The organism is Methanoculleus formosensis, assembly GCF_025384765.1.
GTDB classification, from domain to species: Archaea; Halobacteriota; Methanomicrobia; order Methanomicrobiales; family Methanoculleaceae; genus Methanoculleus; species Methanoculleus formosensis.
In genome coordinates, this window is sequence record NZ_VHLL01000003.1 from 254,875 (window position 1) to 278,267 (window position 23,393).

The window sequence follows — 23,393 nt, forward strand, 5'->3', positions numbered from 1 at the left end:
TGTTAGATAGAGTTGTTATTAAATATTTCGCAGAACTCCCGGGGAAGATCGGGATACGGGCATTATTCTTTATATACAACCTCGAATAACGAGTATGTATGAACCCTACAAACGCTGAAGCACGCAGGAACGCTGAAGCGTACTGTCTTCTTCACCGATAGCCGTGCGAACAAAAACGTCACTGTTTTCGACACCACGCTGCGCGACGGTGAACAAACACCGGGTATCTCGTTCACGCTCGAAGAGAAGCTCGGTATTGCTGAACAGCTCTCCGGAATAGGGGTCCACGCCATCGAAGCGGGCTTTCCCGCATCCTCGGATGCCGAACGCGATATAGTCCGGGCCATCACGAATCTCGGGCTCTCCGCACAGGTCTGCGGCCTTGCGCGGTCGCTCCGGGCCGACGTTGATGCGTGCATCGACTGCGGCGTCGACATGGTCCACGTCTTCATCCCGACCTCCGACGTCCAGCGCGAGTACACCATCAGAAAGACCCGCGAACAGGTCCTCGAGACCACCGGCGATATCATCGCGTATGCGCGCGATCACGTCGGCCGGTGCATGTTCTCCGCGATGGACGCGACTAGGACCGACTGGGACTACCTGATAGAGGTATACCGTGTTGCGGTGGACGCCGGAGCGACGATCATCAACGTGCCCGACACGGTCGGCGTGATCACCCCGACGGCGATGAAGCGCCTCATCGAGCGGATCGACCGCGAGGTGAACTGCCCGATCGACGTCCACTGCCACAACGACTTCGGGCTTGCGGTGGCAAACACCATCGCAGCGGTCGAGGGCGGCGCCTCCCAGGTGCAGGTGACGGTGAACGGCATCGGCGAGCGGGCAGGCAACGCCGACCTCGCGCAGACGGTGATGGTGCTCTCGTCCATCTACGGTATCGATACCGGCATCCGGACGCAGAGCCTCGTCGAGACTTCAAGGCTCGTCTCCCGCTACGCGGGGATGAGCGTCCCGGCCATCCAGCCGATCGTCGGCGAGAACGCCTTCGCCCACGAGAGCGGGATCCACTCCCACGGCGTCATCACCCGGTCGGACACGTTCGAACCCGGAATCATGACGCCGGAGATGGTCGGGCACCGGCGCAGGCTGAAACTCGGCAAACACGCCGGGAGGCATGCGGTCAAGCAGATGCTCGCCGAAGTGCACATGGAGCCTGCCGACGAACAGATCGACGAGATCGTCCTCCGGGTGAAGGAGATCGCTGGCAGGGGTAAGCGGGTGACGGACGCCGACCTCTATGAGATCGCGGAGAGCGTCATGCAGATCGCACCCGACGAGAAGACCCTGGAACTCCAGGACGTCGCCATCATGACCGGCAACCATGCCATCCCGACGGCAAGCGTCAGGGCGACCGTCGACGGGGTCGAGCACATCTTCTCGAGCGTCGGCAACGGCCCGGTGGACGCGGCCGTGCGGGCGATCCTCGGGATCATCCCGGCCCCGGTCCACTTAAAAGAGTTCAGCATCGAGGCGATCTCGGGGGGCACCGATGCTCTCGGCCACGTCACGATCGCCGTCGAGGACGAGCGAGGCCGGGTCTTCGATGCCAGCGCATCGAGCGACGACATCATCCTCGCATCGGTCGAGGCGGTGATCAACGCGATCAACCTCGTCTGCCGGACGCACAAACTCGACCGTGAGGAATGAAGACCTCACCCCTTTTTCAGATCTACCTCCGGATAAGCCCGGTTACCCATAGAGGCCTCCCGATTATCCATACATCACCAAAGTCGAATCATCGGTAATGTGGCCTCGCGCGAAGACTGGATGGGCATCGACATCCTCCTTCGCGGCTTCGCGTGAGTCGGAGAGAGAATTTCAACAAAGCCCTTTTTCAAAAAAAGGTGACGGATCAGATGGGGCCGGGAGGCTGCTGTTTTCCTTCCAGCGCTCCCCTGATCTGCGCAGACAACTGCTCGAACCTGCCCTGCAGCGCCTTCTCCTGCTTCTCAAGCGACTTGACGCGGAGGTCGAGCGTCTCGATGCGCTCGTTCAGGGAAGCAAGCACCTGCTCCTTGCTCTTCTGCATCATGACGCTGCCGACGTTCATGAAGACCGCCGCATCCTCGGGGACGTCGGCCAGGTCCTCGACCGCGCGCCGGGCTTCGCGGACCGTTAGTTCGTACTGTGCTTTCTGCGATACCACGGTCTGGAGCTGCTGCTGCATCTGCTGAAGCATCGCCAGCTGGTTCTGCACTTTTGGCGGGATGTTTTCCATATTCATCTACTCCTGGAATTGACGAAGATCGGTAACAGTATTTCAGGTGGCGGGCAGCGGCCTTCCCGACCCTCTGCCCTTTCTCTACATGATAGGGACGCAGAACTCATTAAAGGTGAGGGTTCAGAGAAGAGGGGTTCCCCATCATCCTGACGGGACGGCAAGTTCCCGCATCTCGACCGCTATGGTTATCAGCCGCAGCCAGGTGTTCAGGGCCGCCCTGAGCGCGGGTATATCGGCGGCATTCACATCGAGGACGAGCAGATCGTCGCCCGCGAGTTCGACCCGGACGGACGACCGGCCGCCCACGTCGCCCATCTCCTGGCAGACGGAGAGGTAGAGGGCATGGGCATCGGGGGTCGCAAACCGGAAGACCGCAGTATGCGTCACGGGGTCACCTTCAGGGTGTAGCGTCTCCGTTGCGTCCCGTCAAAGACGATCCGGTTTCCCGTAAGGGACTCCCCGGCAAACGCGACATCGACGTGATCCTTGAGCGCCTCATACACGAAGCGATCCGAGACAAAGAGTCCGCGGGCGATCGCACCGGCTCGCTCCTCGACGGCAAACGACCGGACCCGGATCTCTGCCGCCGGCTCCCCGCCGTCATACATCTGAATCAGAAAAAAAGGGCCGGATTTCGAGACGATCAGAACCGGCCCCTCGAAGGAGAAGAGGTCGCCCATGCCCGCTTTGCCGCGGGTGAGGTATTCGGCGCCGATCGAGAACGCCAGATCCCGCGCAAGGGTGCGCACCTCAGGAGCCGGTTTACGCGACGTCGTGACGACCGTCATCGAGCCTTCAGATCTTTTATTCCAGCTCCGCGTTCCTTGAAGAGGATGCGGTGCCCACAGTAGGGGCAGCGTATATTGACGTCGATCTCCACTTTTTGTTTACAGCGAGCGCACTTATAGGCAGCCACGACCGATTAACCCTCCCTCTGCAGAGACCGCTCGATGCTCCGCGCGGCGACGCGCATCGCCGGGGTCTCCGGGACGTAACTGCCACCGGCGAACTTGAATCCGCATTTGCGGCACGCCCAGATACCCGTTCCCTCACGCTTGACCGCTGCCTGGTCGCAGCGGGGGCACGCATGGGTCGCGCGGGAGACCGTCTCGATCTGGTTGACTCTCTTCCGGATAAACCGGCCATACCTGGGGCCGAAACGCCCGGAACTTCCTACGACCTTGCCCTTTGCACTCTGTTTGCGACTTGCCATTTCGCGTACCTCTTGTATGTCCTCTAATTTTTGTGCTGTCGATTAATATAGTTAATCACGACACCCGTTCGACGATCCGGGTCTCCGCATTCCCCCGGGAAACCTTGTTCACCAGGTCGTAGAACTCTTCCTGGACGCCCGCCGGGATTCTAACGACTGCAATCCAGGATCCGTCCTTCTGCCACTCATCCCGCTCGAGCGTTCCCGCGGTCGTGATCTCGTATGCCCTCGCGGCATAATCCGCCGGGACCTTCACGGCGACCCGGATCTCCTCGAACCGGATGGGGAGGAGCGGGCGGAGCGCCTTGACCACTTCTTTGACCTGCTCCTCGACGGACTTGAAGGGGTCGATGTTCACCCTCGCCTCTTCCATCGCAAGCTCGATGCGCTGCGGCGGGTGAGGGAACCCGGTCTGTGGGTTGACGGCGTTCCTCGCGATGAACGTGACGACCCTATTGCGCTTCTCCGCGGTGAGGTGGCGGCGCTGTTCCGACGTGAGATGGATCTCGCCTTTCCGGATGATCCGGAGTGCCGCCTCCTCGAACTCGGTCGTCTTGAAGACCTTCACGAGGCTCTCTTCGGAGGCCCGTTCGGCATGGGCGGCGTTCGAGAAGATGGAGTCGGCGGCGACGACATCCTCCAGATCAATCTCCTCGCCCTGCCGGATGCGCATGGCCTGGTTGGGGTCGACGAGGACCTCGAACCGTTCTCCGTGGCTCTCAAGCCGCGCCACTACTGCCTGGTCGAGAGGAATCATACGGATGACGCTCACTCTTCGAACTGGTCGACGTAGGTCTTTACCTCGTCCCTCTCCAGCTTTCGGAACTCCCGGGTCTCGATTGAGACGAGGCCGATCTCGATCGCACCCACGTCGAGTTTGCCCTCCGTCGCGGCGTGCAGGGCCTTGATCCCGAGCCCGATGGCGCCGGCGAAGTCCGCATCCTCCTGGTACTCGTCCTCGAAGACCTTCATGACGGCAGGCCGGCCGGTCCCGATGCCGGTCGCCTTGTACTCGAGCAGCGTGCCGCTCGGATCCGTCTCGAAGAGCCGGGCCTCCCCGTCGCTGACTCCTGCGATCAGGAGAGCGGTCCCGTAGGGGCGGGCACCGCCGAACTGGGTGTAGGTCTGCATATGGTCGCAGAGTTTCTTCGCGAGGATCTCGACGTTGATCGGCTCGTTGTAGGAGACCCGGTTGATCTGGGACTCGACCCGCGCCCGGTCCACGAGGGACCGCGCATCGCCGACGAGGCCGGAGGACGCAACGCCGAGATGCGTGTCGATCTTGAAGATCTTCTCGATGGAGACCGGTTCAAGGAGACGGGACGTCACCCTCTTATCGACGATCAGCACGACACCTTCGCTGCACTTGATTCCAACGGCTGTCGTGCCTCGTTTCACCGCTTCTCTGGCGTACTCGACCTGGTAAAGCCTTCCGTCCGGGCTGAATACTGTGATTGCCCGGTCATATCCCATCTGATATTGTGGTTGCATTATCGTTCCTCCAAATCGGCTTCGGTGAAAAACAATGACTTCTGATGCTTAATACCTTTTTCAACCAAATCAACCTTTTGACGCGGGTAGCGATAGACCGCGAAATAAGTTTCCCCGATCTTCACTTCCCCGTCCCCCGAGAGCTGCCGAACCGGCTTCATCCGGCGCCGCAGTGCGTGGATCGTACCCGAGGTGGCGACTGTCCGGAGCGCGATCCGTTCATCGGCGACCGCGGTGACCGTTGCCAGCGCGACGGCGATATCCTTCTCGGTCCCCCGCCGACACCGGACGACGACGTAGCCCCCCTCGCAGAAGACCACCGCGGGCTGGGCAAGACCGGCGGCCGCATCGCCAAGAAGCGAGGTCACGGCCTCGATGACCGAGAGATACACCTGTTTCTGGTCCAGCTCCACCCCGGAGGGGAGGATCCGCGCCAGGACGTAGCGCCGCTTCGTCCGCATCGCCGGCGGTCTCGGCCTCATTCGACCACCTTCACGGGCCGGTGCGGTTCGAGGATCCGGCCAACAGATGAGAGCGCTTCGGTCACTTCCGCACCCGTCATGCCGAAGAGTGCGCAGAGGCCGCGGGTCTCGCGAACCGATCGCTGCCCGAGTATCGAGCGGGCATCCGACGAGATCGTCAGGGGAAAGCCGTATCGCCGCTGCAGCGAGAGGATGTCCGCATATCGCTGCAGCGCTCTCTGACGCTTCGTCCCGCGGAGGTGGATGATGGGAGCCATCGATATGTTCACCGCCACATCCCGCTCTGCCGCCGTCCGTGCGGCGACGTGGTCGAAGGCGTTCCTCCGGGTGGCATGAATGCTCCTGACGACGTTCACCTCTTTGATCGAGACGATCGCACGGTTAAAGGCGATCTCCCCGGCGTCGACGTAGACGAGATCGGCCCGTCGGACGGCGGGATCGCGCACCCTCTTCAGGACCTCTTTTACGGACGCGGCGCTGATCACGGCCCCCTGGAGGACCTCGATGCCGGGAGGTCGATGCGCGGCGCCTCCGATAACGACGGCGCTATCGAACCCGAGTTCTGCCGCTTCGAGCGCCATTCGCGCAACCGTCGAGTCGCCGGCAGGATAGGGATGCAAACCGGCATCTGTGATCTTCATCGTGGGTAGGCCGTATAAAAAAAGAAGTATTTATTTGCCGCGGTTCGCATGGGAACGGATGCTCGGGCGCGTCTTCTCGGTTCCCCGCCCGCGCGTCTGCATCCCGCGACCCTTCAGGCCTGCGGAGGTCTTGCCGCGCTCCGCCCGGCCCCGGTGGACCGGGTTTGCGATCCACGCGAGGTTGCGGTCGCTCTTGATCGACGGGTGGTGCCCGTCGACCATGATGACCTCGAACCACTTGGAGCGTCCGTCCTCACCGACCCAGTAGGAATTCAGGGCCTCCATGTTCGGGAACTTGCGGGATGCGCGCTCTTCGGCCATGCGCTGCAGGCTCTTTGCCGGGGTCAACCGGCGCATGCCCATGCGTGCCGTCCTGCGCCCGCGGATGTACCGCGGCTTCCTCCGGCCGCCGCGGCGGACCTTGACCCGCACGACGACGATCCCCTGCTTGGCCTTGTATCCGAGCGACCGGGCCCGGTCGATCCGGGTCGGGTGCTCAACGCGCACGATACTCCCCTCGCGCCGCCAGACCTGGAGGCGCTCCCAGAGGAGACCTTTCACTTCCGACCTGTCAGGCCGCTTCCATGCCTCGCGTACGTAGGCATACATCGACTTTGCCATCTTTCAAATCACCTCAGGTTCAGCGTTTCCGCCACATTCCTTTCCGGGACGTATCCCGTGGTTCCTAACAGGTTGACGGGAGCGTAGATAAAGGATTCCCCCGGGGTCCCGCGCCCACCGGGGCTCCGGTATACTGTGGCATCACGCGAAGAGCGCGAAGCCGCGAAGGGGAGGCGCTCTCGGATAACCGATCTTCGCGATCTTCGCGGCTTCGCGTGAGCAAACAGGTGCAGATAACGATACAGCCTCACGCGAAGAGCGCGAAGCCGCGAAGGATAACGTTCCCGCAGGGTGCGACGTTCCGTAGGAACGGAACTTGAGAAGACCGAAGGTTCGCAGAACCGGAGTTTGAGAAGCCTGATAGCTTCTCAAGGAAGTCCCCAACACCCAACCGTTCTTCGCGGCTTCGCGTGAGGCAAAACATCGGGATAAGATGCCGGATCCTTCACACGAAGGGCATGTGGGAAGATCGATCCCGTAGCGCACTACACGCCCTTGCGCTTCTCCACGACGCGGATGGCATCCATCCGGGTGACCGGATACTGTCCGTTCTCGTCCTTCTCGGCCGATTTGACCATATCCCAGACGGTGAGAAGGGCGGCGGAGACGCCGGTGAGCGCTTCCATCTCGACGCCGGTCCTCCCGTAGGACTTGACGCGGGCGGTCGCCTCGATGTAGCCGTCGCCCTCCTCGAAGTCGATCGTGATGCCCGCGAGCGGTATGGGGTGGCACATGGGGATGAGGCGCGGCGTATCCTTCACCGCGAGGGTCGCCGCCACCCGTGCGGTCGCGAGCACGTTGCCTTTGACCGTGGTTCCTTCCCGGATGGCGCGGAGCGTCTCGCTCCGAAGGTAGATCCTGCCGCTCGCAACCGCTTCCCGGACGACCTCGGTCTTTCCCGAGATGTCCACCATCTGTGCGCGGTCGTTCTCGATGTGGGTGAAGACCGGGGCCTTGCCGTGTTCGCCGGACTCGCTCATGTGTATCAGGAGAACTTCTCTCTGGGAATAAAAGAAGGCGACGTATGGCGGGTCAGTCCGGCGCGGGGTGGCAAAAGAGGATCTCCGGGATGCGCTCAGGCATATCGGTCGCGAGCATGCCGTTTCCCCGCTCCTCCGCGGCGAGCATGCCGGCCCTGCCGCTGACGTACGCGGCGAGGGAGGCAGCCTCAAACGCGGGGAGATGGCAGAAGAGCGCGCCGGCGATGCCGGCCAGGAGGTCGCCCGTCCCCCCGACGGTCATGGCGGGGGTGCCGGTCCGGTTGAACCTGACCCTTGAGCCGTCCGATACGACGTCGACCGGGCCCTTGAGGAGGATGGTCCCGGTAGTCGCCGCGGCCTTCACGGACCGGCCGCGGAGAGTGAGATCCACCGGGGGCTCCGCACCGGTCATCCGCGCGAACTCGCCTGCATGCGGGGTATAGATCGTCTCCTTCGCCGCCGGAAGGGGCAGGGCGAGCGCATCGGCATCGAAGACCGCCTTCTGTGCCGCCTCCGCGACGGCGAGGACGACGTCGTGGCTCTCCTTCCCGAGGCCCATCCCGCAGACGACAGTGTCCGCACGGTCGACGAGCCGGAGTATTGTCTCCAGGTGGTCGACGGTGATCGCCTTTCCTTCCAGGCGCTCGTAGATCAGGTCGGGCATGGGGATGTACGCAGGCGAAGCCACCCGCACGATGTCGGCCCCGGCGCGGAGCGCTCCCATCGCCGCGATGTAGGGCGCCCCCTGGTAGGGCCCGCCCCCGACGACGAGCACCTCGCCGCCGGCGCCCTTATGAGCCCCCTCAGCCCGCGACGGGATGAGCGTGAGGTCTCCCGGGCCGGTGAATATCTCAGCCTCGAGCGGGATGCCGATATCCGCGACGGCCGCGCCCTCCACCTTCGGCCGGTGGAAGGATACGATCCGGCTCGCGCGGATCCCGGGGGTGGGGATGTCGACGGCGACGACCGGCGCGCCGCTCGCGTTTGCACGGGCGACGAGGGTTACAAACGGCTCCCGCACCGCGCCCGCCGCCCCGGTGCCGAGCATCGCGTCGATGATGACGTCTGCCTCTTCAAAGAGGCGGGAGAGCGCCTCGACGTCTGCGGCGCACCGGACGGGGTGGAGGGCGACTGAGCAGTGTCGGAGAAGGGCAAGCTGTGCGGCGGCCGAGGGGGTCGTCGTGCCGCAGTCGGGGTAGACAACGTCGACCGCATCGAGGTGCTGGAGGTAGCGGGCCACCACCATCCCGTCGCCGCCGTTGTTTCCCCTCCCGCAGAGGACGAGGACCCGGGAAGGACCTCGGGCGAGGACGGTGTCTGCGACCGCCCGCCCGGCGCTCTCCATCATCAGAAGCGACGGGTAACCGAGCGCCACGGCGTTCCCCTCGATCGCTCTCATCCGGCCGGCGTCGATAACGCCGGTCTCCAGAAACTCCCGCATATCCTCTGTCGTCATGTCCCGCCCCTCCAGGAGCGTTGCCTGATCGGTGCTATGGCGTTTCTTTCTTAGATAGTTTTAGTTTCTGACCGGGGATGCGCCGGGAAGGCTGTTGGTTCAAAGCGGCGTCGACAGACGAGCAGCCACGGGTGCCAGGATTGTTCTCGACCGCACGTGCCTCACGCGGATTTTCCGTGGAAGTCGCACCTTTGGTATTCGAGTTCCTGCCCGTAGGACAGTCGCATTCCCTTAGAACGTCGTACCTTCGGCCAGCTGCCAGTCCAGGACCTCAGGTCTTCTCCGGCTCCGATTCTTCGCACCTCACGGTGCCCACGCTCCCGGCCTCCGATTAGTTGCGTAACGAACCATCGCCTATCGCCACGCACTGCCCCCGCCCTTTGGGGCGGGGGAGGAGGCCGGAGGCCGGGCGGGGTGGGGGTCGCAGGAAGAGCCTTACCGGGTAGAGACAGGGGAGGGGGGATGCTCCCCCCTCCCCGTCAGCCCCTCCCCCAGTGGCGATATCCGGGGGGAATCCGTGTAAGGGCATGTGCAACCGGGAGGAATGTAAGCACCAGTGGGTGCGGGTTACATAGTCCGTCGTTTGAAGACTCAAGCCACTCCTGCTCCAGTTCTCCATTTCGCCGACCTCCCCAAACCTTCGCCCTCACCACACCCCCATGCCTTATTGACATTCCACGACGCACTACTATGGAGATGAGCCTCGAGAACGATCTGCAAAGAGCGGCGGATATCATCAATGAAGCGGAGTCGGTGACGGTCGTCTCCCACATCGACGCCGACGGCATCAGCACGGAAGCGATCCTCGCGCAGGCGCTCGCCCGCGAGGGTATCCCCGTCACGTCCGTCTTCGTCCGCCAGCTCGAGCCGATGGCAATGCGTCACGTCCCAAAGGACGGCTCCCTGAAACTCTTCGCCGACCTCGGGGCAGGTCAGCAGAACCTTCTTGAGGAACACGGCCTTTCTGCCGACGAGGTCCTGATTCTCGACCACCATGTCGGCCAGCCCTGCGGCACGCTCTACCCCCAGGTGAACACCCTCGATCACGGCATCACCCGGATGAGCGCCGCCGGCGTCGCCTACATGGTCGCGAAGGCGATCGATTCCACAAACATCGACCTCGCCAAACTCGCCGTCATCGGGAACGTCGGGGACATGATGGCCCGCGAGAACTGCGGGCTGGTCGGCCCGGCACGCGAGATCGTCTCCGACGGGGTGGAATACGGCAACATCCTCGTGCGGGACCACGACCTGAACTGCTACGGGACATCCACCCGCCCGATCCACACCTGCCTCGGCTACTGCGACGACCCCTACATCGACGGGATCTCGAACAACACGAACGCCGCACTCCGGTTCCTTGAGAGACTCGGCGTCGAACTGAAGAACCCGCGGGGAGGGTGGCTCGTCTGGGAAGAGCTCCCGTTCGACGACCGGCGCACGATCATCAGCGCCCTCGTCCAGCAACTCATCGCCTACGGGCGGGATACCGACCGCCTCCTCGCCGAGACCTACATATTCCCCGACGAGCCGGAGCGCACGCCGCTGCGGAACGCCTCCGAGTACGCCACCCTCTTAAACGCCTGCGGCCGGTGGGCGAAACCTCGGACAGGGAGCAGCATCTGCCACGGGGAACGGGGGGAGGCCTACCGCGACGCTGAGCAGATGCTCGCCCACCACCGGACAGTCATCCGCGACCTGCTCCAGTACATCCTTGAAGCCGGCGTCACCGAACTCTCGCACCTCCAGTACATCCACACCGGCGACCGGTTCCCCGACACCATCGTCGGGATCGGGGCGGGGATGGCGCTTTCCAAACTGAACTGGAAGAAACCCATGATGGTGCTCTCCGCGATGGTGGACGAACCGGAGATGACGAAGGTCTCGATGCGGACGAACGAGTGGGCGATCGCCCGCGGAGTCGACCTTCAGGAGGCGCTCGTCGAGGCGGCGGCAGAGGTCGGCGGCGCAGGCGGCGGGCACCGGATCGCTGCCGGAGCATTCATTCCCCACGATACAGAAGAGGTGTTTGTTGATGGTGTCAACCGAATACTCAAACGACAGTTCGCTCAAGCGGATACGGACGATTGCTGACTTCCAGTTCGGTGCCGGGGCCGGAGCCGCGGTCTTCCCCGACGACTGCGCCTTCCAGTTCTCCACGACCGGGCGCATCCGCCAGGTGCGCCTCGGAAAGGAGAGGCTCGCGACGGTCAGGGCGCAGGACGGCCGCCTGACCCTCGGGATAGCCGCAGCGATGCGCCTTCGCGCCCATCTCGCCCCCCCGGCCTACCGGGTCGTGGTGCAGGAAGACGTGGCGCCCTTCGTCGCGGACGGGAAGAACGCGATGGCAAAACACGTCGTCACTGCCGACGAGGGTATCCGCCCCGGCGACGAGGTGCTGGTGGTGACGGCGGACGACGTCCTCCTCGCCACCGGGGCGGCGCTGCTCTCCGGGCGGGAGATGCTGGCATTTAATTACGGTGTAGCGGTAAAAGTACGGCAAGGAAGAGGATCCACATGATGCCTGGAAAGATAAACCCGAAGAAGATGAAGCAGATGATGAAGCAGATGGGCATGGAGATGGAGGAGATCGAGGGCGTCGAGAGGGTCGTCATCTACACGCCCGCGGGAAACTACGTCTTTGACGATGCCCAGGTCGTCGCGACCACCATGCAGGGGACCACCTCCTACCAGATCACCGGGGATGCCCGGTTCGAGGAGGCCGTCCCGGAGATCCCCGACGACGACGTCGCCCTCGTCGCATCGCAGACCGGGGCAACCGAGGAGGCCGCGCGGGCGGCGCTCGTCGAGACCCGCGGCGATATCGCCGAAGCGATCCTGAAACTCGCGCAGCAATGATCGAGACGGGCGAACGCCTCCTGCTCGTCGGTGAGGACCGCGAGCACTTCGTGACGGCGGGCGAAGGAAAGTTCTCCACCGACCGGGGGATGATCGATCTTGCGGCGCTCGTGGGCATGAACCCGGGAGGCGAGATCCGGACTCACCTCGATATCCCGTTCACGGTGCTGCGCCCCCGGCCGACCGACTTCTTCGTCCACGCAAAACGGAGCGGAGCGCCCATGCTCCCCAAGGACATCGGCATGGTGATCGCCTACACGGGGATGAACCGCGACGACCATGTCCTCGACGCCGGAACCGGGAGCGGCGTCGCCGCGATCTACTTCGGGAGCATCGCCCGGAGCGTGAAGACCTACGAGGTGCGACCGGAGTTCGCCCGGATCGCCGAGAAGAACATCAAGAACGCCCGCCTCGACAACGTCGAGGTGGTCGCTGCCGATATGCTTGACGCGACCGGCGAGTTCGACGTCGTCCATCTCGACCTCACGATAACCCCGGCACACATGGAGCACGCCTTCTCGCTCCTCTCGCCCGGCGGCTATCTCTCCTGCTACACGCCGTTCCTCGAGCACACGTTCGTCGCGCTCGATGCCGCAGCGCCGCTCTTCCGCGACGTTCACTGCTACGAGTGCATGGAACGGGAACTGACGCGCTCCGCTCGGGGGACCCGGCCATCGACCAGGGTCGGCCACAGCGGCTACATCACGGTCGCAAGGAAGTGAAAGCAGGTAAAAAATAAAATTCGTTTTTTTCCAAACAGGAGCACCCGCTTCACTTGATAAGAATTTCAGCGGACACTTTGATGGGATTTACCGGGGATATTCGTCCGTTATTATTGGTAAGCATTACGCCTGAGAAGAATGCGGTAATGGATTTGTAATCATCTGATTCGAGTATAAAGTAGAACGCATGCTCAGTTGGACAGGAATACGCTCCGTGAACCTTTATGCCCAATTTTTTCGCTGAATCCTCCATTCCATCGATCCAGAGCCTGACTTCAGGAGCGAATTCCTTCCTTGCAAGACAGAGTTCAGGCGGATGTACGAGAGTAGCCACAAACATCATGGTTCTCACCACACCCCAGAACACTATCGTGCTTTATAATACCATTACCCACCATGGGATCCGGGCTTCGGCCAAGACCCTTGAAGCAGTTCGTGAACAGACGAGAAAGGTGGTTGATCGACTGTTGCAGGGTTACGGGAGGGCGAGCGCCCAGTCCCTGCAGCGTACGACGTGGTCATGTTAACCCACCTCCGGCAGGGTACATTGCGGGGGATGAACGTGATCCTGACGAAGGGGCGCCATATCCACCCCCATGCGGAGGAGGCCCCATTATCATGCCGCCAACGAACCCTGCCAGATAGGGGGTCTCATTCCTTCAGCGGGTGTTCCCACCCGGTATAGCCGCAGTAGATGCAGCAGTCCCCATCGCAGTGCCTGCACCTCTGCGATGGCTGCGGCACCATCACCGTGCCTTTTTTGTTGCAGTACATGCACCCGGCCCCCTCGCAGTGGCAGCAGACCTCAGGCGCGTACTCTACATTCTCCTCAGACATGTGCTCCAGCTCCAGATGGTAGTATGAGGCGGGCGGAGATGAGAAAGGTTGTCATGGGGGTAGACCCACGCACCAAAAAAAGGTATTAGTGGGTGCGCGGCGAACCATTATGCAGGAGAGGAAGGGGGCGGAACAATCCGGGTTCCTGTGCCGGATCAGATGCCCCGGAAGGTAGCCGCACGATGTACCACATTATCTCTATTCGCGATTTTGAGAGGAGTGATCTCGATCACCTGCTTGACCGGGCGCAGGAGTTCGACACCGGCAATTACCGGCCCGGACTGCTTGACGACAAACTCCTGGCGCTTCTTTTCTTCGAGCCCAGCACCAGAACGAGGATGTCGTTTGCGGCGGCCATGGGCCGGCTCGGCGGGAAGTCGATCAGTGTCGATTCCGTAGAGGCGAGTTCCATCGTCAAGGGAGAGACGCTCGCAGACACCATCCGGGTGATCAGCAGTTACGTGGACGCCGTCGTGCTCCGCCACCCAAAGGAAGGGGCGGCGCGGCTCGCGAGCGAGTTCACCTCGGTGCCGGTCATCAACGCCGGCGACGGCGCGGGGCAGCACCCAAGCCAGACGCTGCTCGACCTCTACACCATCAGGCAGTCGATGCCGATCGACGGGATCGACGTCGGGCTTTTAGGGGATCTCCGCTACGGCAGGACGGCGCACTCGCTCGCGCTCGCCCTCTCTCTCTACGACGTCACGCTGCACACGGTCGCACCCGGAGGGCTCGAGATGCCGGCGAACATCACCCTTGAACTCCGGGAGCGCGGTATGGAGGTCATCGAGCACCCGAGCGTCGAGGAGGCGATCCGGGAACTCGACGTCCTCTACGTCACGAGGATCCAGCGCGAACGGTTCCCGGACTCGGCATCCTACTACGACGTCGCGTCCAGTTACCGGATCACGACCGACCTGCTCGACGACGTGAAAGAGCGGCTGATGATCCTCCACCCGCTCCCGCGCGCGGGAGAGATCGATCCGGCGGTGGACTGCACGCCGTACGCGCGCTACTTCGAGCAGGCGAGGAACGGTGTTCCCGTCAGGATGGCGCTCCTCCACGAGGTGATGAAATGAGCAGGAAAGACCCGTCGGGAGGGCTGATCATCAGCCCCATCAAGAACGGCACCGTCATCGACCATATCACCGCCGGCGAGGCGCTGAACGTGCTTCGGATCCTCGGGATCACCGGGTCGACCCGGGAATGCCTGAGCATCGCGACGAACGTCAAGAGTGAATGGATGGGGACGAAGGATATCGTCAAGGTCGAGAACCGGGAACTCCGCGCGGAGGAGGTCGACCGGATCGCCCTGCTTGCGCCGCATGCGAAGATCAACATCATCCGGGACTACAAGGTCGTGGAGAAGAAGGGCGTGGAGATCCCGGAGGTCCTCAGGGGCGTGGTCAGGTGCCCGAACCCCGGTTGCATCACGAACACGAACGAGCCTGTCGCGAGCACGTTCGAGGTGCTCGACAAGGGCCTGCACTGCCTCTACTGCGACTGGCTGATCAAGGACGATATCGCAAACCACATCATCTGATCAGGCGTCCGTGCCGGTCGATCTCCCCCCGGTAGATCCGGGTGCTTGAGATCCGCCGGCCGTCTTCGGCGAGAACGCACGAGATCTCGTGGAGATCTACTTTTCTCTTCCCCCGCTCGCGCCGGAGTTCGTTGATCTCAACGGCGACCGGGAAGGTCTCCTCGGAGACTACCAGGATCTCGAAGTCCGCGTCGAGAGCGGTCCCGTAGCGGTCGGTGAGCGGTATGACCGTCCACGTCGCGGTGTAGCCGTGTTCGCGAATAAATAACGTGATGTTCTCAAGCCGTTTTTCGTAGGTGTGGACGGGATGCACCTTTGCACCGGCAAACTCATCGGTCGTCAATCCGATGATCACCTCTCCATCGGGCCCGGCGAGTTCGAAGGAGCGGGAGAGGAGTTTCCGGTGCCCGGCATGCAGGGGATCGAACGTCCCCCCGACCATCACTTTCATCCAGAGGCGTTAGCCGCGAGGGGTTTTATGGGTAGTGATCGGTGGTGAGTGCGGGTTCGTCAGAACCGGAGCATGAGCGCCGGGAGGGGCGCCATCTCCGGTCGCCACGGTTCGCGATACTCGCCGGGCACGGCAAAAGGGAGAGAGCCTCTCCGACCGCGTCAATACTTGTACCAGCGCCCCTTCTCGTCGTACTCTCCCTGCTGCACCTGCGGAGCTCCTGCATGGTTCTTGAAGAAACTCGCCTTGTAGGCATAGAGGAAGACCGAGAAGAGCACGATCACGACAGCATAGACGATCGCGGTGATCCATATCCCTTCCGTCCCGATGAGCGCGAGGAGGTCCTCCGGCATCACTGCCTGGAGTTCTTCGGGGCTCATGGTGGTGAGCGGTTCGAGTTTCTCCACGAGGAGTGCCGTCCAGGCAAAGAGGCCGAAAAACCCGAGCGCTGCAAAGGCCACGATGTTCACCAGATAGAAGACGAGAACGCTGCCGATGTTGTTCATGACGAACTCGACGCTCCGCCGGATCGACTCAAAGACGCCCGTCTCTTCAAAGACCGCCACGGCGTCGTAGAAGAACGTGAAGAAGGCGATCGAGAGGATGACCCCGAAGAGGAGCGGGGTCACGGTTGCGGCGGCTCCGGCGCTGATGAACGCGAGCGGTATCGCGAGCAGGATGAGGGTCAGGATGATTGCGAAGAAGATGACCAGTGACGGGAGGAGTATCCGGAAGTAGTAGGTCTTCCCCGACTCTACGAACGCACCGACGGAGAAGTTCTCCGCGCGGATCGTGCCGTAGACGCCGCCGACCAGAAACGGCATCACGAGAACCTGCAGGAGTGCCAGGGGCTGCGTGTAGAACGCCCCGCCGTAGAGGGGGATGACGAGGTTGAGAACCGCGAGAACGCCCATGACACCCCCGATCAGCCAGAGGATTGGGTGCTGCCGGAGGAGCCCGGCAGCACCGGTGATCGATTCGAGCGTCATGCTCACCGGTTCCTCGGCATGGCGACGATCTCGCGCACCTGCAGGTCGAAGAACGTTGCGGTATGCGCGGGACGGATGACGCAGACGGTATCGGCCCCGGTCGCGGTGCCTCCGACCGCGACCACCTCTTCATCGACCCCGACCGCGCCCTGGTCGGCCGCGATGAGGACGCACTCCACCGCGACCTTCAGGCCGATCGCAATCGTCCGTCGCAGGGCCTCGGCGATCGCTTCCGTGCGGGAACTCCCGCCGAGTCTCGATGAACGGGATATCGCCCGCTCGAGCCCGGAGAGCGCGTGCGTGCCGGTGACGATCTTCGCACCTCCCGCCCGGAGCGTCTCGGCCGCCTCCGGCGAGAACTCCCACTCGCCGGGTTTCGAGAACCCGACCGCGTGGGTGACGACGATCAGTTCGAGGTCGCTCCCCGCCATAGCGTCCCGGAAGGCAAGCGCCGTCCGGCCGCTGCTGCTCGCGACGACGATCTTTTTGAGGCTGAGTTCCCGCGCCCGCTCGACGGCGAACCGGGCGGCGTCGCGGGTGTTCTCTACGCCCGGCGCATCGAAGTAGTAGGTATTCCGGGTTACGAAACTCATGCAATCATGTTGTCGCTGCTCCTAATTGAACCTCCCATACCAAGTGGTGGGGGCTGCAACGGGACGGCCAGGGCCGCTATGCCGGGGAAAGAAGGTGATATAATGGTGGATAGCCCAACACTACTCTCAGCCTAACGGCGCGGCAGGAGTTCTCATGATTACACTCGCCATTGCAGGAAAACCAAACTGTGGAAAATCGACGTTTTTCAGGGCGGCGACCCTTGCCCAGGTTGAGATCGCCAATTACCCGTTCACGACCATCGACGCAAACCACGGCGTCGCGTACGTCCGGACAGCCTGCCCGTGCCGGGAGATGCAGGTTCCGTGCGAGAACTGCCGGGACGGGGTCAGGTTCATCCCGGTCGGGCTGATCGATGTGGCGGGGCTCGTCCCCGAGGCGCACCTCGGGCGGGGGCTCGGCAACCAGTTCCTCGACAACCTCCGGCAGGCGGACGCCATCATCCAGGTCGTCGATGCCAGCGGGGCGACGGATGCCGAGGGGAACCCGATCGATATCGGCTCGCGCGACCCCGTAAAGGATATCGAGTTCCTCCAGTACGAGATGTCGATGTGGATGTACGGCATCCTCTCGCGGAACTGGGCGAAACTCCTGCGGCAGGCTCAGGCGAGGGACTTCTCGCTCGAGGCGGCGGTCGCCGAGGTCTTTGCCGGTCTCGGGATCGCCTACGAGCACGTCCGCGACGCCACCGGGGCGGTCAAGATCGAACTCCGGACGGCAGGGGAGGAAGACCTGGTCCGGTTCTGCCGGGAGTTGATGGCGATCAGCAAGCCGATGCTGATCGTCGGGAACAAGGCCGACCAGGCGCCGCCGGAGTGCCTTGAGCGGCTCAGAAATCACGATGTCGTCTTTGCAAGCGCTGCAGGCGAACTTGTGCTTCGGATGGCCGCAGAGGGGAAGTTCATCCGCTATCTCCCCGGCGATGGGAGTTTCACCGAGAGTCCGGGAGCGAACCTCAGCGCCGCGCAGCGTGCCGGGCTCGCGAAGGTCGCGGAGTTCATGCAGAAGTTCGACGGCACCGGCGTTCAGAAGGCGCTGGACGCCGCGGTCTTCGACCTCCTCGACCGGATCGTCGTCTTCCCGGTCGAGGACGAGCACAAACTCACCGACGGCAAGGGGAGGGTTCTCCCCGACGCGTTCCTCATGAAGCGCGGGTCGACCCCCCGCGACCTCGCCTTCCAGGTTCACACCGATATCGGCGAAGGGTTCCTGTATGCCATCGACGCAAAGACCGGGATGCGGATCAAGGACACCCAGGAACTGAAGAACGGCGACATCATCAAGATCGTCAGCGTCCGAAAGTAACCGGGGGCACGGGGAGGCGGGACGCCTCTCCTCCGCGCCCCGGGGAGCGAACCGACGCCTCCCGCGAACCAGTGCAGATCGGCAGGCATTTATATGACCTTGAGAAATATTCGATCATCATGAGCGGCGAGGTCTATCAGGCGCAGGTCCTCCGGAACTTCTTCGACACCATCACCGGAACGGACAGGAACCTGACCCGGATCTACATGTGCGTGATGAGCCTCGCCAAGCTCCGCATGGAGTCCCCCGAGAGGATGACGTTCCTCGTGGACCAGCTCCGCAAGTCCAAACAGAAGCGGGAACTCTCGGTCGATATCATCGATTATATGTGCGACGTGGCGCGCGACCTCGAACTCGGCACCGTCCAGACCGCGTTCGGGGTCAAAGACATCAATGCGGTCGCCGACGAGTTCACCGGGATCAGCCTGGACTCACTCTGATACTTTTTTTCGGGAACAGCCATTCGGCTACCCCCGAGGTCTCTTGATTACCCGGGGTTTTCTCGATATTTGCTCTCGTTTTAGTGATCCCCGGTTATTCCGTCCTTAGCGGCAATTTCATTCAGGGTCTCGCGCGAAGCCGCGAAGGACGCGTTTTGCTCTATCGAGAGGGCGGAGAGAAAATGCCGATAATCCCACGGTTCACCGTCCGGGGGAGATGTAGAGGGAGTTTAGTTTCTCGGCTCGTTCTGGAGGTTACGGCTTTCGTGGGGAATGGCGATACCCCCACGACCCACAGTTTGGGGGAGACTCGGGGGAAGAACCGTGCACGGCTTTCCACCGGCAATCGCCATGACTGCCCCCGCCCCGGGGGGCGGGGGAGGAGCGCGAAGCGCGGGTGGGGTGGGGGCTACCGGAAGGTCTTACACGGTAGAGACAGGAGTGGGAATTACAGGAAGACCCTTACAGAATAGAAACCCAAAAAGGAGCAGAGTCCCGGTTCGCTCCAGGATATGCTCGTGACATATACCGCCCCGGCGACTGTAGGCACCGCTACCGTACTGAGACCGCGGAGGAGAAACCCCCCGGGTCAGTCCGCTCATCGGGCCAGCTTCTCTTTATACCCTTCCAGGATCTGGATGATGAACCGCTGGTGCTCCTCCAGCGCCTGCTCGTCGTCGGGGGAGGTCTCGATCCCGACGACGTAGAGCAGGATCAGCGCGTTGTCGAGGTCGAGAACAGTCGGGTCGTCAACCTGGTCCTTTGTGAGACGGACGGCGAGATCGTCGTAGTCCTCCTCCGCGAAGACATGCTCGGGATTCGTCGTCACCCGTGAATCGGCGAAACCGCCGGCACGCTCCCTGAGGATCAGGAGCGCACGCTCCAGCAGAACGGGGCGCGGGGTGATCGCGTCGAGTCGGGCAAGCGCCTCCGTGCTCTTCTCCATCGCGTTCGAGTAAAGCCCGAACTTATACGTCAGCAGGGATTGTGCGACCAGATGACCGGTCTCCTCATCTATCCGGGCGAGAAGCGGGCCGACCCGTTCGATATATTCGTTGAGCATCTGCTTCATTGTCTTCTCCTGTGGTTTCGGCGCGTTAAACACTTTCTCTACCCGGACTGCAAGGAAGGTGATCGTTGCCGCGAAGACTACCTGCACAACCACGCCGCCCGAACTGATCTCGTTGGGTATGACCAGGATGAGAAGCGCGAAGAGCGGCGTGAAGAGCGAGACGAGATCCCGCCGGGGTTTCTGGTAAGCCTGGTAGAAGAGGATGAACGAGGCGATGACGCATCCTGCGACACCTGCGTTTATCCAGACGGCATAGGGAAACTCGAGAGATGCAAGCAGCAGTCCAATCCCGATCCCCAAAAATGAGACCGCGGGAACCGCTATCCAGAGGCGTGACTCTGTTCCGGGTGGTGTGGTGGTGTTCGTCAATCGATCGCCCTTGTATCATAGTTATGCGGGAAGAGTAAACAGCGTTTCCCCCGGCGGACGCGGCGTCTCACCAATCGGTGGGAAGATCGGGTACCCCGATCTCCACGTCCCGACCGGCGAGGGCAGCCGTGCGTGACCGGAGATTCTCGCGCTCTGCGGCATACGAGGCCTGCAACGCCTCCCGCTGGCTCTTTGCTCGTGTCTTCGCCGCAGCCTTCGCCTCGGCCTCCCGGCGCAGTCCCGGGAGCACGGCCTCAAGGCGCTGCTCCTCGACCACCGCCGGGAGCGCGGCCCGGGCCTCCTCCTCTGCCGCCCGCTTCGTCCTGCAGTCGTGCTGCTGCTCCAGCGCCCGCTTCATCGCGGCAGGCAGGGTCCCGGCGTCGGAGAAGAGGCGGAGTTCGTCCTGGTTCTTGAGGGGGAGCTCCTCCCGCCCGATCATGGCGAGAACGACCGGCATCGCCGCTTCGGTCGGGTCGACCGGGTCTTTTCCATCGTCCGCATACGCGTCGAGCGCCCGGTCGATCGATGCGGCCGCCGCGCGGTCCCCCGCCTTCTCTGCCACCTTCCCGGCCTTGCGCAAGAGATGGGCAGCGGTAGTCAGGAGAGCCGCCATCTCCCTTCCGGCCTCCCTCTCCGTGGCGGCGAGCGCCCGGATCCTCTCCTCGATCTCCTGCTTGCGGGCATAGTCCGGGCGCTGTTTGAGGGCGGCAAGTTCCTCTTCTGCCTTCTGGATCGCGCTCTCCGCCTCCGCGCCCGCCGCCTGATAATCCCGGAGATCGCCGTCAACGGCGGCATACTCCTCGCGGATCCGGGCGATGGACGCGTGCGACTCCCGGACGCCCTCCACCCGCTGCCGGTCGGCGCGCGCCCGGCCGATCGCCTCGGTCATCGTGTTGACCTCACGCCCCAGGTCTTTGACGGCTGCACGCACCTCCTTCATCTCGTCCGGGTAGACGGAGGAGAGGTACTTCCCCTGCCCCTTCAGCGCCTTGAGCGAGCCCTTCAGGATCTCGGCGGCGGTCGCGTAGAACGCTTCAGGGTCACCAGTTGGCTCGTGGGAGAGGATCTGCCCCATAGACTTCGTGAACCCCGGAAGCGCCTTTTTCGAGATGTCGCGGAGTCGGGGGTGAACCTCTTCGTTCCCCTCCGCCCTCTCCATCCCGGCGATCGCCTCCCTGAGATGATCGAGGGCGCTCCGGATCCCCTCGCGCGGCGGGTCCGTCGCACCGGAGAGTTCGCGCTCGATCTCCTCATCGCGGGCGTCGAGCCACGCAGGAAGGTCGTCAAACGAGAGTTTCAGGCTCTCCTCCTCCGGTTCGGGTCGCCGGAAGAGGTCTCGCAGTTGCTTGAACATGATTCATCCGATTTGGACGGGTGTACTCATCAGGGTTCCGCCCGTCAGTCGCTCCCCGCGATCCGTTGCAGCCGTTCCACACCGTGGATCTCGTGGATGACGTCCACCACGGCAGGAGGGACCAGGTGCTCCCAGGGCTCGCCGTCGAGTATCCGTTGCCGGATGACCGTCCCCGAATGTGTCAGCCGCTCGTGCATCTCGGGCGACCGGACGTTCACCCCGGCCTCGATGAAGAGCTGCACAACGAGGGGGTTGCTTGAGTAGACGGTATCGAACGGCGGGGTCATCGAGCGGACGTGGGCGACCCAGAGGGCGTTGCGCTGGACGTCCTCGATCGGGATGACGTAGAACGGGCAGTCGAGGTCGGCGAGCGACCGGGTCAGCATCAGCACCCGCTCCCCCGCCGTGAAGGGGTTCGCCACGGTATGGGAGACCTGGGCGCTCCCCACGCCGATGACGATCTCGTCGGCGGTGCAGGCTATCCGTTCCAGCACCGACTGGTGCCCGTTGTGGTAGGGCTGGAACCGCCCGATGTAGAACCCCCGGCTCATTCCCGGTCGCCCCCGTGCGCGACCTGCGCGGCAAACGCGCCTGCCGTGAACCCCGCATCGATGTTCACCACCGCAAGCACCGAGCACGCCTGGAGCATGCTCGCAAGCGCCGCCTCGCCGCCGCCCATGTAACCGTAGCCGGTGCTCACCGGGACGCCGATCACCGGGCGGTCGACGAGCCCCGCGACGATCGCGGGGAGCGTCCCCTCCCGCCCGGCGGCCACGATGAAGACGTCGGCCGGGATCAGGTCTTTCAGTGCCGAAAAAAGGCGGTGGATCCCCGCCACCCCGACGTCATAGGCCGTCCTGACCTCGCATCCCATCTCCTCGGCGATCAGCCTCGCCTCCTCGGCGACGGGGACATCAGACGTTCCCGCCGTGAGGATGGCGACGGTTCCGCGCCGGGGAGCCGGCCGATCCTCCGTCGAGAGGATGACGCCCCGTGCCGCCTCCCGGTGCTCCATCCGGACGTCCGGCGGCAGCCGGGCACGGAGAGCGTCGAGGTGCGCCGGCGAGACCCTTGTTCCGACGCACCTTCCGGCAGCCTTCACCTGCGCGAGCATGATATCGGCGAACATCTCCGGCTCCTTCCCCTCGGCGAGCACCACCTCGGGCATCCCGCAACGGACGCTCCTCCCGGTATCGATCCGGGCCATGCCGTCGATAACCTCGATGCGGAGCCCTTCGAGGGCGCCCGCCGCCTCGTCCTCAGATACCTCGCCGTTACGATACATCCGGAGGATGTCCCTGATGGTGGCATTCGGCAGCATAGTTCGATAACAAAAATAGGGGTGGAAGTATAATATTACTTCATCTCATGTCCTATCTTGCCTACGTCGCAGGGTTCGGCGTTGCCGTCACCATCTTCCTCTGGCTCCGCGACCTGCGGATATTCTACCGCACCGGCCTATCCGGCTACCGGAAGGCGGGGTACCTCGGGGTTCCCTACACGGCGCTCGCTCTGCTGGGCTTCTTCGTGACCGCATACGCCGAAGCGTGGGAGTACCTCGGCCTCGGGCTGGTCCTCCTTGCGCTCTACCTCCAGGGCCGGGTCGAGAGGGAGAACGTCTGGCTGCACGGCGAGGGTGCCCGCGAGCGGTTCTTCGGCAGCGCAGAGCGCATAAATGATAAGGGTTCGCGCAAGAGACTTTAATTCAGGA

Annotated in this window: 31 protein-coding genes; 10 read left to right on the forward strand and 21 right to left on the reverse strand. The window is 63.1% G+C overall.

Features of this window, described 5'->3' with window-relative positions:
- Positions 1-132 precede the first annotated feature (132 nt).
- Positions 133-1,671 carry a 2-isopropylmalate synthase gene (locus tag FKB36_RS07800; RefSeq protein ID WP_261597548.1) on the forward strand — a complete coding sequence of 513 codons (1,539 nt, stop codon included), beginning with the start codon at positions 133-135 and terminating at the stop codon, positions 1,669-1,671.
- Positions 1,672-1,876: 205 nt separating this feature from the next.
- Here FKB36_RS07800 and FKB36_RS07805 read toward each other — a convergent pair whose 3' ends face one another.
- The 12 genes from FKB36_RS07805 to FKB36_RS07860 all read right to left on the reverse strand — a co-directional run bounded on the left by FKB36_RS07805 (position 1,877) and on the right by FKB36_RS07860 (position 9,129).
- Complete coding sequence (locus FKB36_RS07805; protein ID WP_074370618.1) at positions 1,877-2,242, reverse strand: prefoldin subunit beta; 366 nt, start codon at positions 2,240-2,242, stop codon at positions 1,877-1,879.
- Positions 2,243-2,386: 144 nt separating this feature from the next.
- Positions 2,387-2,632 carry a KEOPS complex subunit Pcc1 gene (locus FKB36_RS07810; RefSeq protein WP_261597501.1) on the reverse strand — a complete coding sequence of 82 codons (246 nt, stop codon included), beginning with the start codon at positions 2,630-2,632 and terminating at the stop codon, positions 2,387-2,389.
- Positions 2,629-3,033, reverse strand: coding sequence for a hypothetical protein (locus FKB36_RS07815; protein WP_261597502.1), 405 nt, complete (start codon positions 3,031-3,033; stop codon positions 2,629-2,631). Before FKB36_RS07815 ends, FKB36_RS07810 begins: the two co-directional genes overlap by 4 nt.
- A complete protein-coding gene (locus FKB36_RS07820) occupies positions 3,030-3,161 on the reverse strand; it encodes a DNA-directed RNA polymerase subunit P (RefSeq protein WP_011844513.1) in 132 nt (43 codons plus the stop codon). The genes FKB36_RS07815 and FKB36_RS07820 overlap by 4 nt, the downstream gene beginning before the upstream one ends.
- 6 nt (positions 3,162-3,167) lie before the next feature.
- Entirely contained in the window at positions 3,168-3,458 is a 291-nt protein-coding gene (locus FKB36_RS07825) for a 50S ribosomal protein L37ae (RefSeq protein WP_261597503.1), read from the reverse strand.
- A gap of 55 nt (positions 3,459-3,513) precedes the next feature.
- A complete protein-coding gene (locus FKB36_RS07830; RefSeq protein WP_261597504.1) occupies positions 3,514-4,215 on the reverse strand; it encodes a ribosome assembly factor SBDS in 702 nt (233 codons plus the stop codon).
- 11 nt (positions 4,216-4,226) lie between these two features.
- Positions 4,227-4,949: an archaeal proteasome endopeptidase complex subunit alpha gene (gene psmA, locus FKB36_RS07835; protein ID WP_261597505.1), complete on the reverse strand. Its 723-nt coding sequence runs from the start codon at positions 4,947-4,949 to the stop codon at positions 4,227-4,229.
- Positions 4,949-5,431 carry an Rpp14/Pop5 family protein gene (locus FKB36_RS07840; protein ID WP_261597506.1) on the reverse strand — a complete coding sequence of 161 codons (483 nt, stop codon included), beginning with the start codon at positions 5,429-5,431 and terminating at the stop codon, positions 4,949-4,951. The genes psmA and FKB36_RS07840 overlap by 1 nt, the downstream gene beginning before the upstream one ends.
- Positions 5,428-6,072 carry an RNase P subunit p30 family protein gene (locus tag FKB36_RS07845; protein ID WP_261597507.1) on the reverse strand — a complete coding sequence of 215 codons (645 nt, stop codon included), beginning with the start codon at positions 6,070-6,072 and terminating at the stop codon, positions 5,428-5,430. The genes FKB36_RS07840 and FKB36_RS07845 overlap by 4 nt, the downstream gene beginning before the upstream one ends.
- Before the next feature lie 30 nt (positions 6,073-6,102).
- Entirely contained in the window at positions 6,103-6,693 is a 591-nt protein-coding gene (locus tag FKB36_RS07850) for a 50S ribosomal protein L15e (protein WP_261597508.1), read from the reverse strand.
- A gap of 485 nt (positions 6,694-7,178) precedes the next feature.
- Positions 7,179-7,673: a cyclic pyranopterin monophosphate synthase MoaC gene (moaC, locus tag FKB36_RS07855; RefSeq protein WP_261597509.1), complete on the reverse strand. Its 495-nt coding sequence runs from the start codon at positions 7,671-7,673 to the stop codon at positions 7,179-7,181.
- A 52-nt stretch (positions 7,674-7,725) separates the two neighbouring features.
- Positions 7,726-9,129, reverse strand: a complete 1,404-nt coding sequence (locus FKB36_RS07860) for an NAD(P)H-hydrate dehydratase (protein WP_261597510.1) — start codon at positions 9,127-9,129, stop codon at positions 7,726-7,728.
- Between the two features lie 696 nt (positions 9,130-9,825).
- On the opposite strand from FKB36_RS07860, the gene FKB36_RS07865 reads away from it, so the two are divergent.
- The 4 genes from FKB36_RS07865 to FKB36_RS07880 are packed head-to-tail and all read left to right on the forward strand — an operon-like array spanning position 9,826 to position 12,710.
- On the forward strand, positions 9,826-11,223 hold the full coding sequence (locus tag FKB36_RS07865; RefSeq protein WP_261597511.1) for a DHH family phosphoesterase: 1,398 nt from the start codon (positions 9,826-9,828) through the stop codon (positions 11,221-11,223).
- Positions 11,165-11,650 carry a PUA domain-containing protein gene (locus FKB36_RS07870; RefSeq protein ID WP_261597512.1) on the forward strand — a complete coding sequence of 162 codons (486 nt, stop codon included), beginning with the start codon at positions 11,165-11,167 and terminating at the stop codon, positions 11,648-11,650. Before FKB36_RS07865 ends, FKB36_RS07870 begins: the two co-directional genes overlap by 59 nt.
- Positions 11,647-11,988 carry a nascent polypeptide-associated complex protein gene (locus FKB36_RS07875; protein WP_261597513.1) on the forward strand — a complete coding sequence of 114 codons (342 nt, stop codon included), beginning with the start codon at positions 11,647-11,649 and terminating at the stop codon, positions 11,986-11,988. The genes FKB36_RS07870 and FKB36_RS07875 overlap by 4 nt, the downstream gene beginning before the upstream one ends.
- Positions 11,985-12,710 carry a methyltransferase domain-containing protein gene (locus FKB36_RS07880; RefSeq protein ID WP_261597514.1) on the forward strand — a complete coding sequence of 242 codons (726 nt, stop codon included), beginning with the start codon at positions 11,985-11,987 and terminating at the stop codon, positions 12,708-12,710. The genes FKB36_RS07875 and FKB36_RS07880 overlap by 4 nt, the downstream gene beginning before the upstream one ends.
- Before the next feature lie 49 nt (positions 12,711-12,759).
- Here FKB36_RS07880 and FKB36_RS07885 read toward each other — a convergent pair whose 3' ends face one another.
- A complete protein-coding gene (locus tag FKB36_RS07885; RefSeq protein ID WP_261597549.1) occupies positions 12,760-13,053 on the reverse strand; it encodes a hypothetical protein in 294 nt (97 codons plus the stop codon).
- A gap of 308 nt (positions 13,054-13,361) precedes the next feature.
- A complete protein-coding gene (locus FKB36_RS07890; RefSeq protein WP_221056742.1) occupies positions 13,362-13,547 on the reverse strand; it encodes a hypothetical protein in 186 nt (61 codons plus the stop codon).
- Between the two features lie 182 nt (positions 13,548-13,729).
- Here FKB36_RS07890 and pyrB point away from each other — a divergent pair, with 182 nt between their 5' ends.
- Together pyrB and pyrI are read left to right on the forward strand one after the other, a co-directional pair.
- Positions 13,730-14,626, forward strand: coding sequence for an aspartate carbamoyltransferase (gene pyrB / locus FKB36_RS07895; protein ID WP_261597515.1), 897 nt, complete (start codon positions 13,730-13,732; stop codon positions 14,624-14,626).
- A complete protein-coding gene (pyrI, locus tag FKB36_RS07900) occupies positions 14,623-15,090 on the forward strand; it encodes an aspartate carbamoyltransferase regulatory subunit (protein ID WP_261597516.1) in 468 nt (155 codons plus the stop codon). Before pyrB ends, pyrI begins: the two co-directional genes overlap by 4 nt.
- On the opposite strand, the gene FKB36_RS07905 is transcribed toward pyrI, so the two are convergent.
- The 3 genes from FKB36_RS07905 to FKB36_RS07915 all read right to left on the reverse strand — a co-directional run bounded on the left by FKB36_RS07905 (position 15,083) and on the right by FKB36_RS07915 (position 17,123).
- A complete protein-coding gene (locus FKB36_RS07905) occupies positions 15,083-15,541 on the reverse strand; it encodes a phosphopantetheine adenylyltransferase (RefSeq protein ID WP_261597517.1) in 459 nt (152 codons plus the stop codon). The two genes, pyrI and FKB36_RS07905, sit on opposite strands and share 8 nt — an antisense overlap.
- 161 nt (positions 15,542-15,702) lie before the next feature.
- On the reverse strand, positions 15,703-16,530 hold the full coding sequence (locus FKB36_RS07910) for a DUF7847 domain-containing protein (RefSeq protein ID WP_261597518.1): 828 nt from the start codon (positions 16,528-16,530) through the stop codon (positions 15,703-15,705).
- 2 nt (positions 16,531-16,532) lie between these two features.
- Positions 16,533-17,123, reverse strand: a complete 591-nt coding sequence (locus tag FKB36_RS07915) for a pyruvate kinase alpha/beta domain-containing protein (RefSeq protein WP_261597519.1) — start codon at positions 17,121-17,123, stop codon at positions 16,533-16,535.
- Positions 17,124-17,277: 154 nt separating this feature from the next.
- Between FKB36_RS07915 and FKB36_RS07920 the strand changes: the two genes are divergently transcribed.
- Together FKB36_RS07920 and FKB36_RS07925 are read left to right on the forward strand one after the other, a co-directional pair.
- A complete protein-coding gene (locus tag FKB36_RS07920) occupies positions 17,278-18,447 on the forward strand; it encodes a redox-regulated ATPase YchF (protein ID WP_261597520.1) in 1,170 nt (389 codons plus the stop codon).
- 119 nt (positions 18,448-18,566) lie between these two features.
- Positions 18,567-18,887, forward strand: coding sequence for a hypothetical protein (locus FKB36_RS07925; protein ID WP_261597521.1), 321 nt, complete (start codon positions 18,567-18,569; stop codon positions 18,885-18,887).
- Positions 18,888-19,485: 598 nt separating this feature from the next.
- Here FKB36_RS07925 and FKB36_RS07930 read toward each other — a convergent pair.
- The 4 genes from FKB36_RS07930 to larB form a co-directional block, all read right to left on the reverse strand.
- A complete protein-coding gene (locus FKB36_RS07930) occupies positions 19,486-20,328 on the reverse strand; it encodes a hypothetical protein (protein WP_261597522.1) in 843 nt (280 codons plus the stop codon).
- A gap of 67 nt (positions 20,329-20,395) precedes the next feature.
- Complete coding sequence (locus FKB36_RS07935; protein ID WP_261597523.1) at positions 20,396-21,682, reverse strand: hypothetical protein; 1,287 nt, start codon at positions 21,680-21,682, stop codon at positions 20,396-20,398.
- Positions 21,683-21,726: 44 nt separating this feature from the next.
- Positions 21,727-22,233: a nicotinamide-nucleotide adenylyltransferase gene (locus FKB36_RS07940; RefSeq protein WP_261597524.1), complete on the reverse strand. Its 507-nt coding sequence runs from the start codon at positions 22,231-22,233 to the stop codon at positions 21,727-21,729.
- Positions 22,230-23,003, reverse strand: coding sequence for a nickel pincer cofactor biosynthesis protein LarB (gene larB / locus FKB36_RS07945; protein WP_261597525.1), 774 nt, complete (start codon positions 23,001-23,003; stop codon positions 22,230-22,232). The genes FKB36_RS07940 and larB overlap by 4 nt, the downstream gene beginning before the upstream one ends.
- A gap of 47 nt (positions 23,004-23,050) precedes the next feature.
- Here larB and FKB36_RS07950 point away from each other — a divergent pair, with 47 nt between their 5' ends.
- Entirely contained in the window at positions 23,051-23,386 is a 336-nt protein-coding gene (locus tag FKB36_RS07950) for an ABC transporter permease (protein WP_074370554.1), read from the forward strand.
- The last annotated feature ends 7 nt before the right edge of the window (positions 23,387-23,393 follow it).

Bases quoted from the DNA above. Each gene is read 5' to 3' on its own strand.
- FKB36_RS07805 (WP_074370618.1), bottom strand. From the start codon at position 2,242: ATGGAAAACATCCCGCCAAAAGTGCAGAACCAGCTGGCGATGCTTCAG.
- FKB36_RS07815 (WP_261597502.1), bottom strand. From the start codon at position 3,033: ATGACGGTCGTCACGACGTCGCGTAAACCGGCTCCTGAGGTGCGCACC.
- FKB36_RS07825 (WP_261597503.1), bottom strand. From the start codon at position 3,458: ATGGCAAGTCGCAAACAGAGTGCAAAGGGCAAGGTCGTAGGAAGTTCC.
- FKB36_RS07830 (WP_261597504.1), bottom strand. From the start codon at position 4,215: ATGATTCCTCTCGACCAGGCAGTAGTGGCGCGGCTTGAGAGCCACGGA.
- psmA (WP_261597505.1), bottom strand. From the start codon at position 4,949: ATGCAACCACAATATCAGATGGGATATGACCGGGCAATCACAGTATTC.
- FKB36_RS07840 (WP_261597506.1), bottom strand. From the start codon at position 5,431: ATGAGGCCGAGACCGCCGGCGATGCGGACGAAGCGGCGCTACGTCCTG.
- FKB36_RS07845 (WP_261597507.1), bottom strand. From the start codon at position 6,072: ATGAAGATCACAGATGCCGGTTTGCATCCCTATCCTGCCGGCGACTCG.
- FKB36_RS07850 (WP_261597508.1), bottom strand. From the start codon at position 6,693: ATGGCAAAGTCGATGTATGCCTACGTACGCGAGGCATGGAAGCGGCCT.
- moaC (WP_261597509.1), bottom strand. From the start codon at position 7,673: ATGAGCGAGTCCGGCGAACACGGCAAGGCCCCGGTCTTCACCCACATC.
- FKB36_RS07860 (WP_261597510.1), bottom strand. From the start codon at position 9,129: ATGACGACAGAGGATATGCGGGAGTTTCTGGAGACCGGCGTTATCGAC.
- FKB36_RS07865 (WP_261597511.1), top strand. From the start codon at position 9,826: ATGAGCCTCGAGAACGATCTGCAAAGAGCGGCGGATATCATCAATGAA.
- FKB36_RS07870 (WP_261597512.1), top strand. From the start codon at position 11,165: ATGGTGTCAACCGAATACTCAAACGACAGTTCGCTCAAGCGGATACGG.
- FKB36_RS07875 (WP_261597513.1), top strand. From the start codon at position 11,647: ATGATGCCTGGAAAGATAAACCCGAAGAAGATGAAGCAGATGATGAAG.
- FKB36_RS07880 (WP_261597514.1), top strand. From the start codon at position 11,985: ATGATCGAGACGGGCGAACGCCTCCTGCTCGTCGGTGAGGACCGCGAG.
- FKB36_RS07885 (WP_261597549.1), bottom strand. From the start codon at position 13,053: ATGATGTTTGTGGCTACTCTCGTACATCCGCCTGAACTCTGTCTTGCA.
- FKB36_RS07890 (WP_221056742.1), bottom strand. From the start codon at position 13,547: ATGTCTGAGGAGAATGTAGAGTACGCGCCTGAGGTCTGCTGCCACTGC.
- pyrB (WP_261597515.1), top strand. From the start codon at position 13,730: ATGTACCACATTATCTCTATTCGCGATTTTGAGAGGAGTGATCTCGAT.
- pyrI (WP_261597516.1), top strand. From the start codon at position 14,623: ATGAGCAGGAAAGACCCGTCGGGAGGGCTGATCATCAGCCCCATCAAG.
- FKB36_RS07905 (WP_261597517.1), bottom strand. From the start codon at position 15,541: ATGAAAGTGATGGTCGGGGGGACGTTCGATCCCCTGCATGCCGGGCAC.
- FKB36_RS07910 (WP_261597518.1), bottom strand. From the start codon at position 16,530: ATGACGCTCGAATCGATCACCGGTGCTGCCGGGCTCCTCCGGCAGCAC.
- FKB36_RS07915 (WP_261597519.1), bottom strand. From the start codon at position 17,123: ATGAGTTTCGTAACCCGGAATACCTACTACTTCGATGCGCCGGGCGTA.
- FKB36_RS07920 (WP_261597520.1), top strand. From the start codon at position 17,278: ATGATTACACTCGCCATTGCAGGAAAACCAAACTGTGGAAAATCGACG.
- FKB36_RS07925 (WP_261597521.1), top strand. From the start codon at position 18,567: ATGAGCGGCGAGGTCTATCAGGCGCAGGTCCTCCGGAACTTCTTCGAC.
- FKB36_RS07935 (WP_261597523.1), bottom strand. From the start codon at position 21,682: ATGTTCAAGCAACTGCGAGACCTCTTCCGGCGACCCGAACCGGAGGAG.
- FKB36_RS07940 (WP_261597524.1), bottom strand. From the start codon at position 22,233: ATGAGCCGGGGGTTCTACATCGGGCGGTTCCAGCCCTACCACAACGGG.
- larB (WP_261597525.1), bottom strand. From the start codon at position 23,003: ATGCTGCCGAATGCCACCATCAGGGACATCCTCCGGATGTATCGTAAC.
- FKB36_RS07950 (WP_074370554.1), top strand. From the start codon at position 23,051: ATGTCCTATCTTGCCTACGTCGCAGGGTTCGGCGTTGCCGTCACCATC.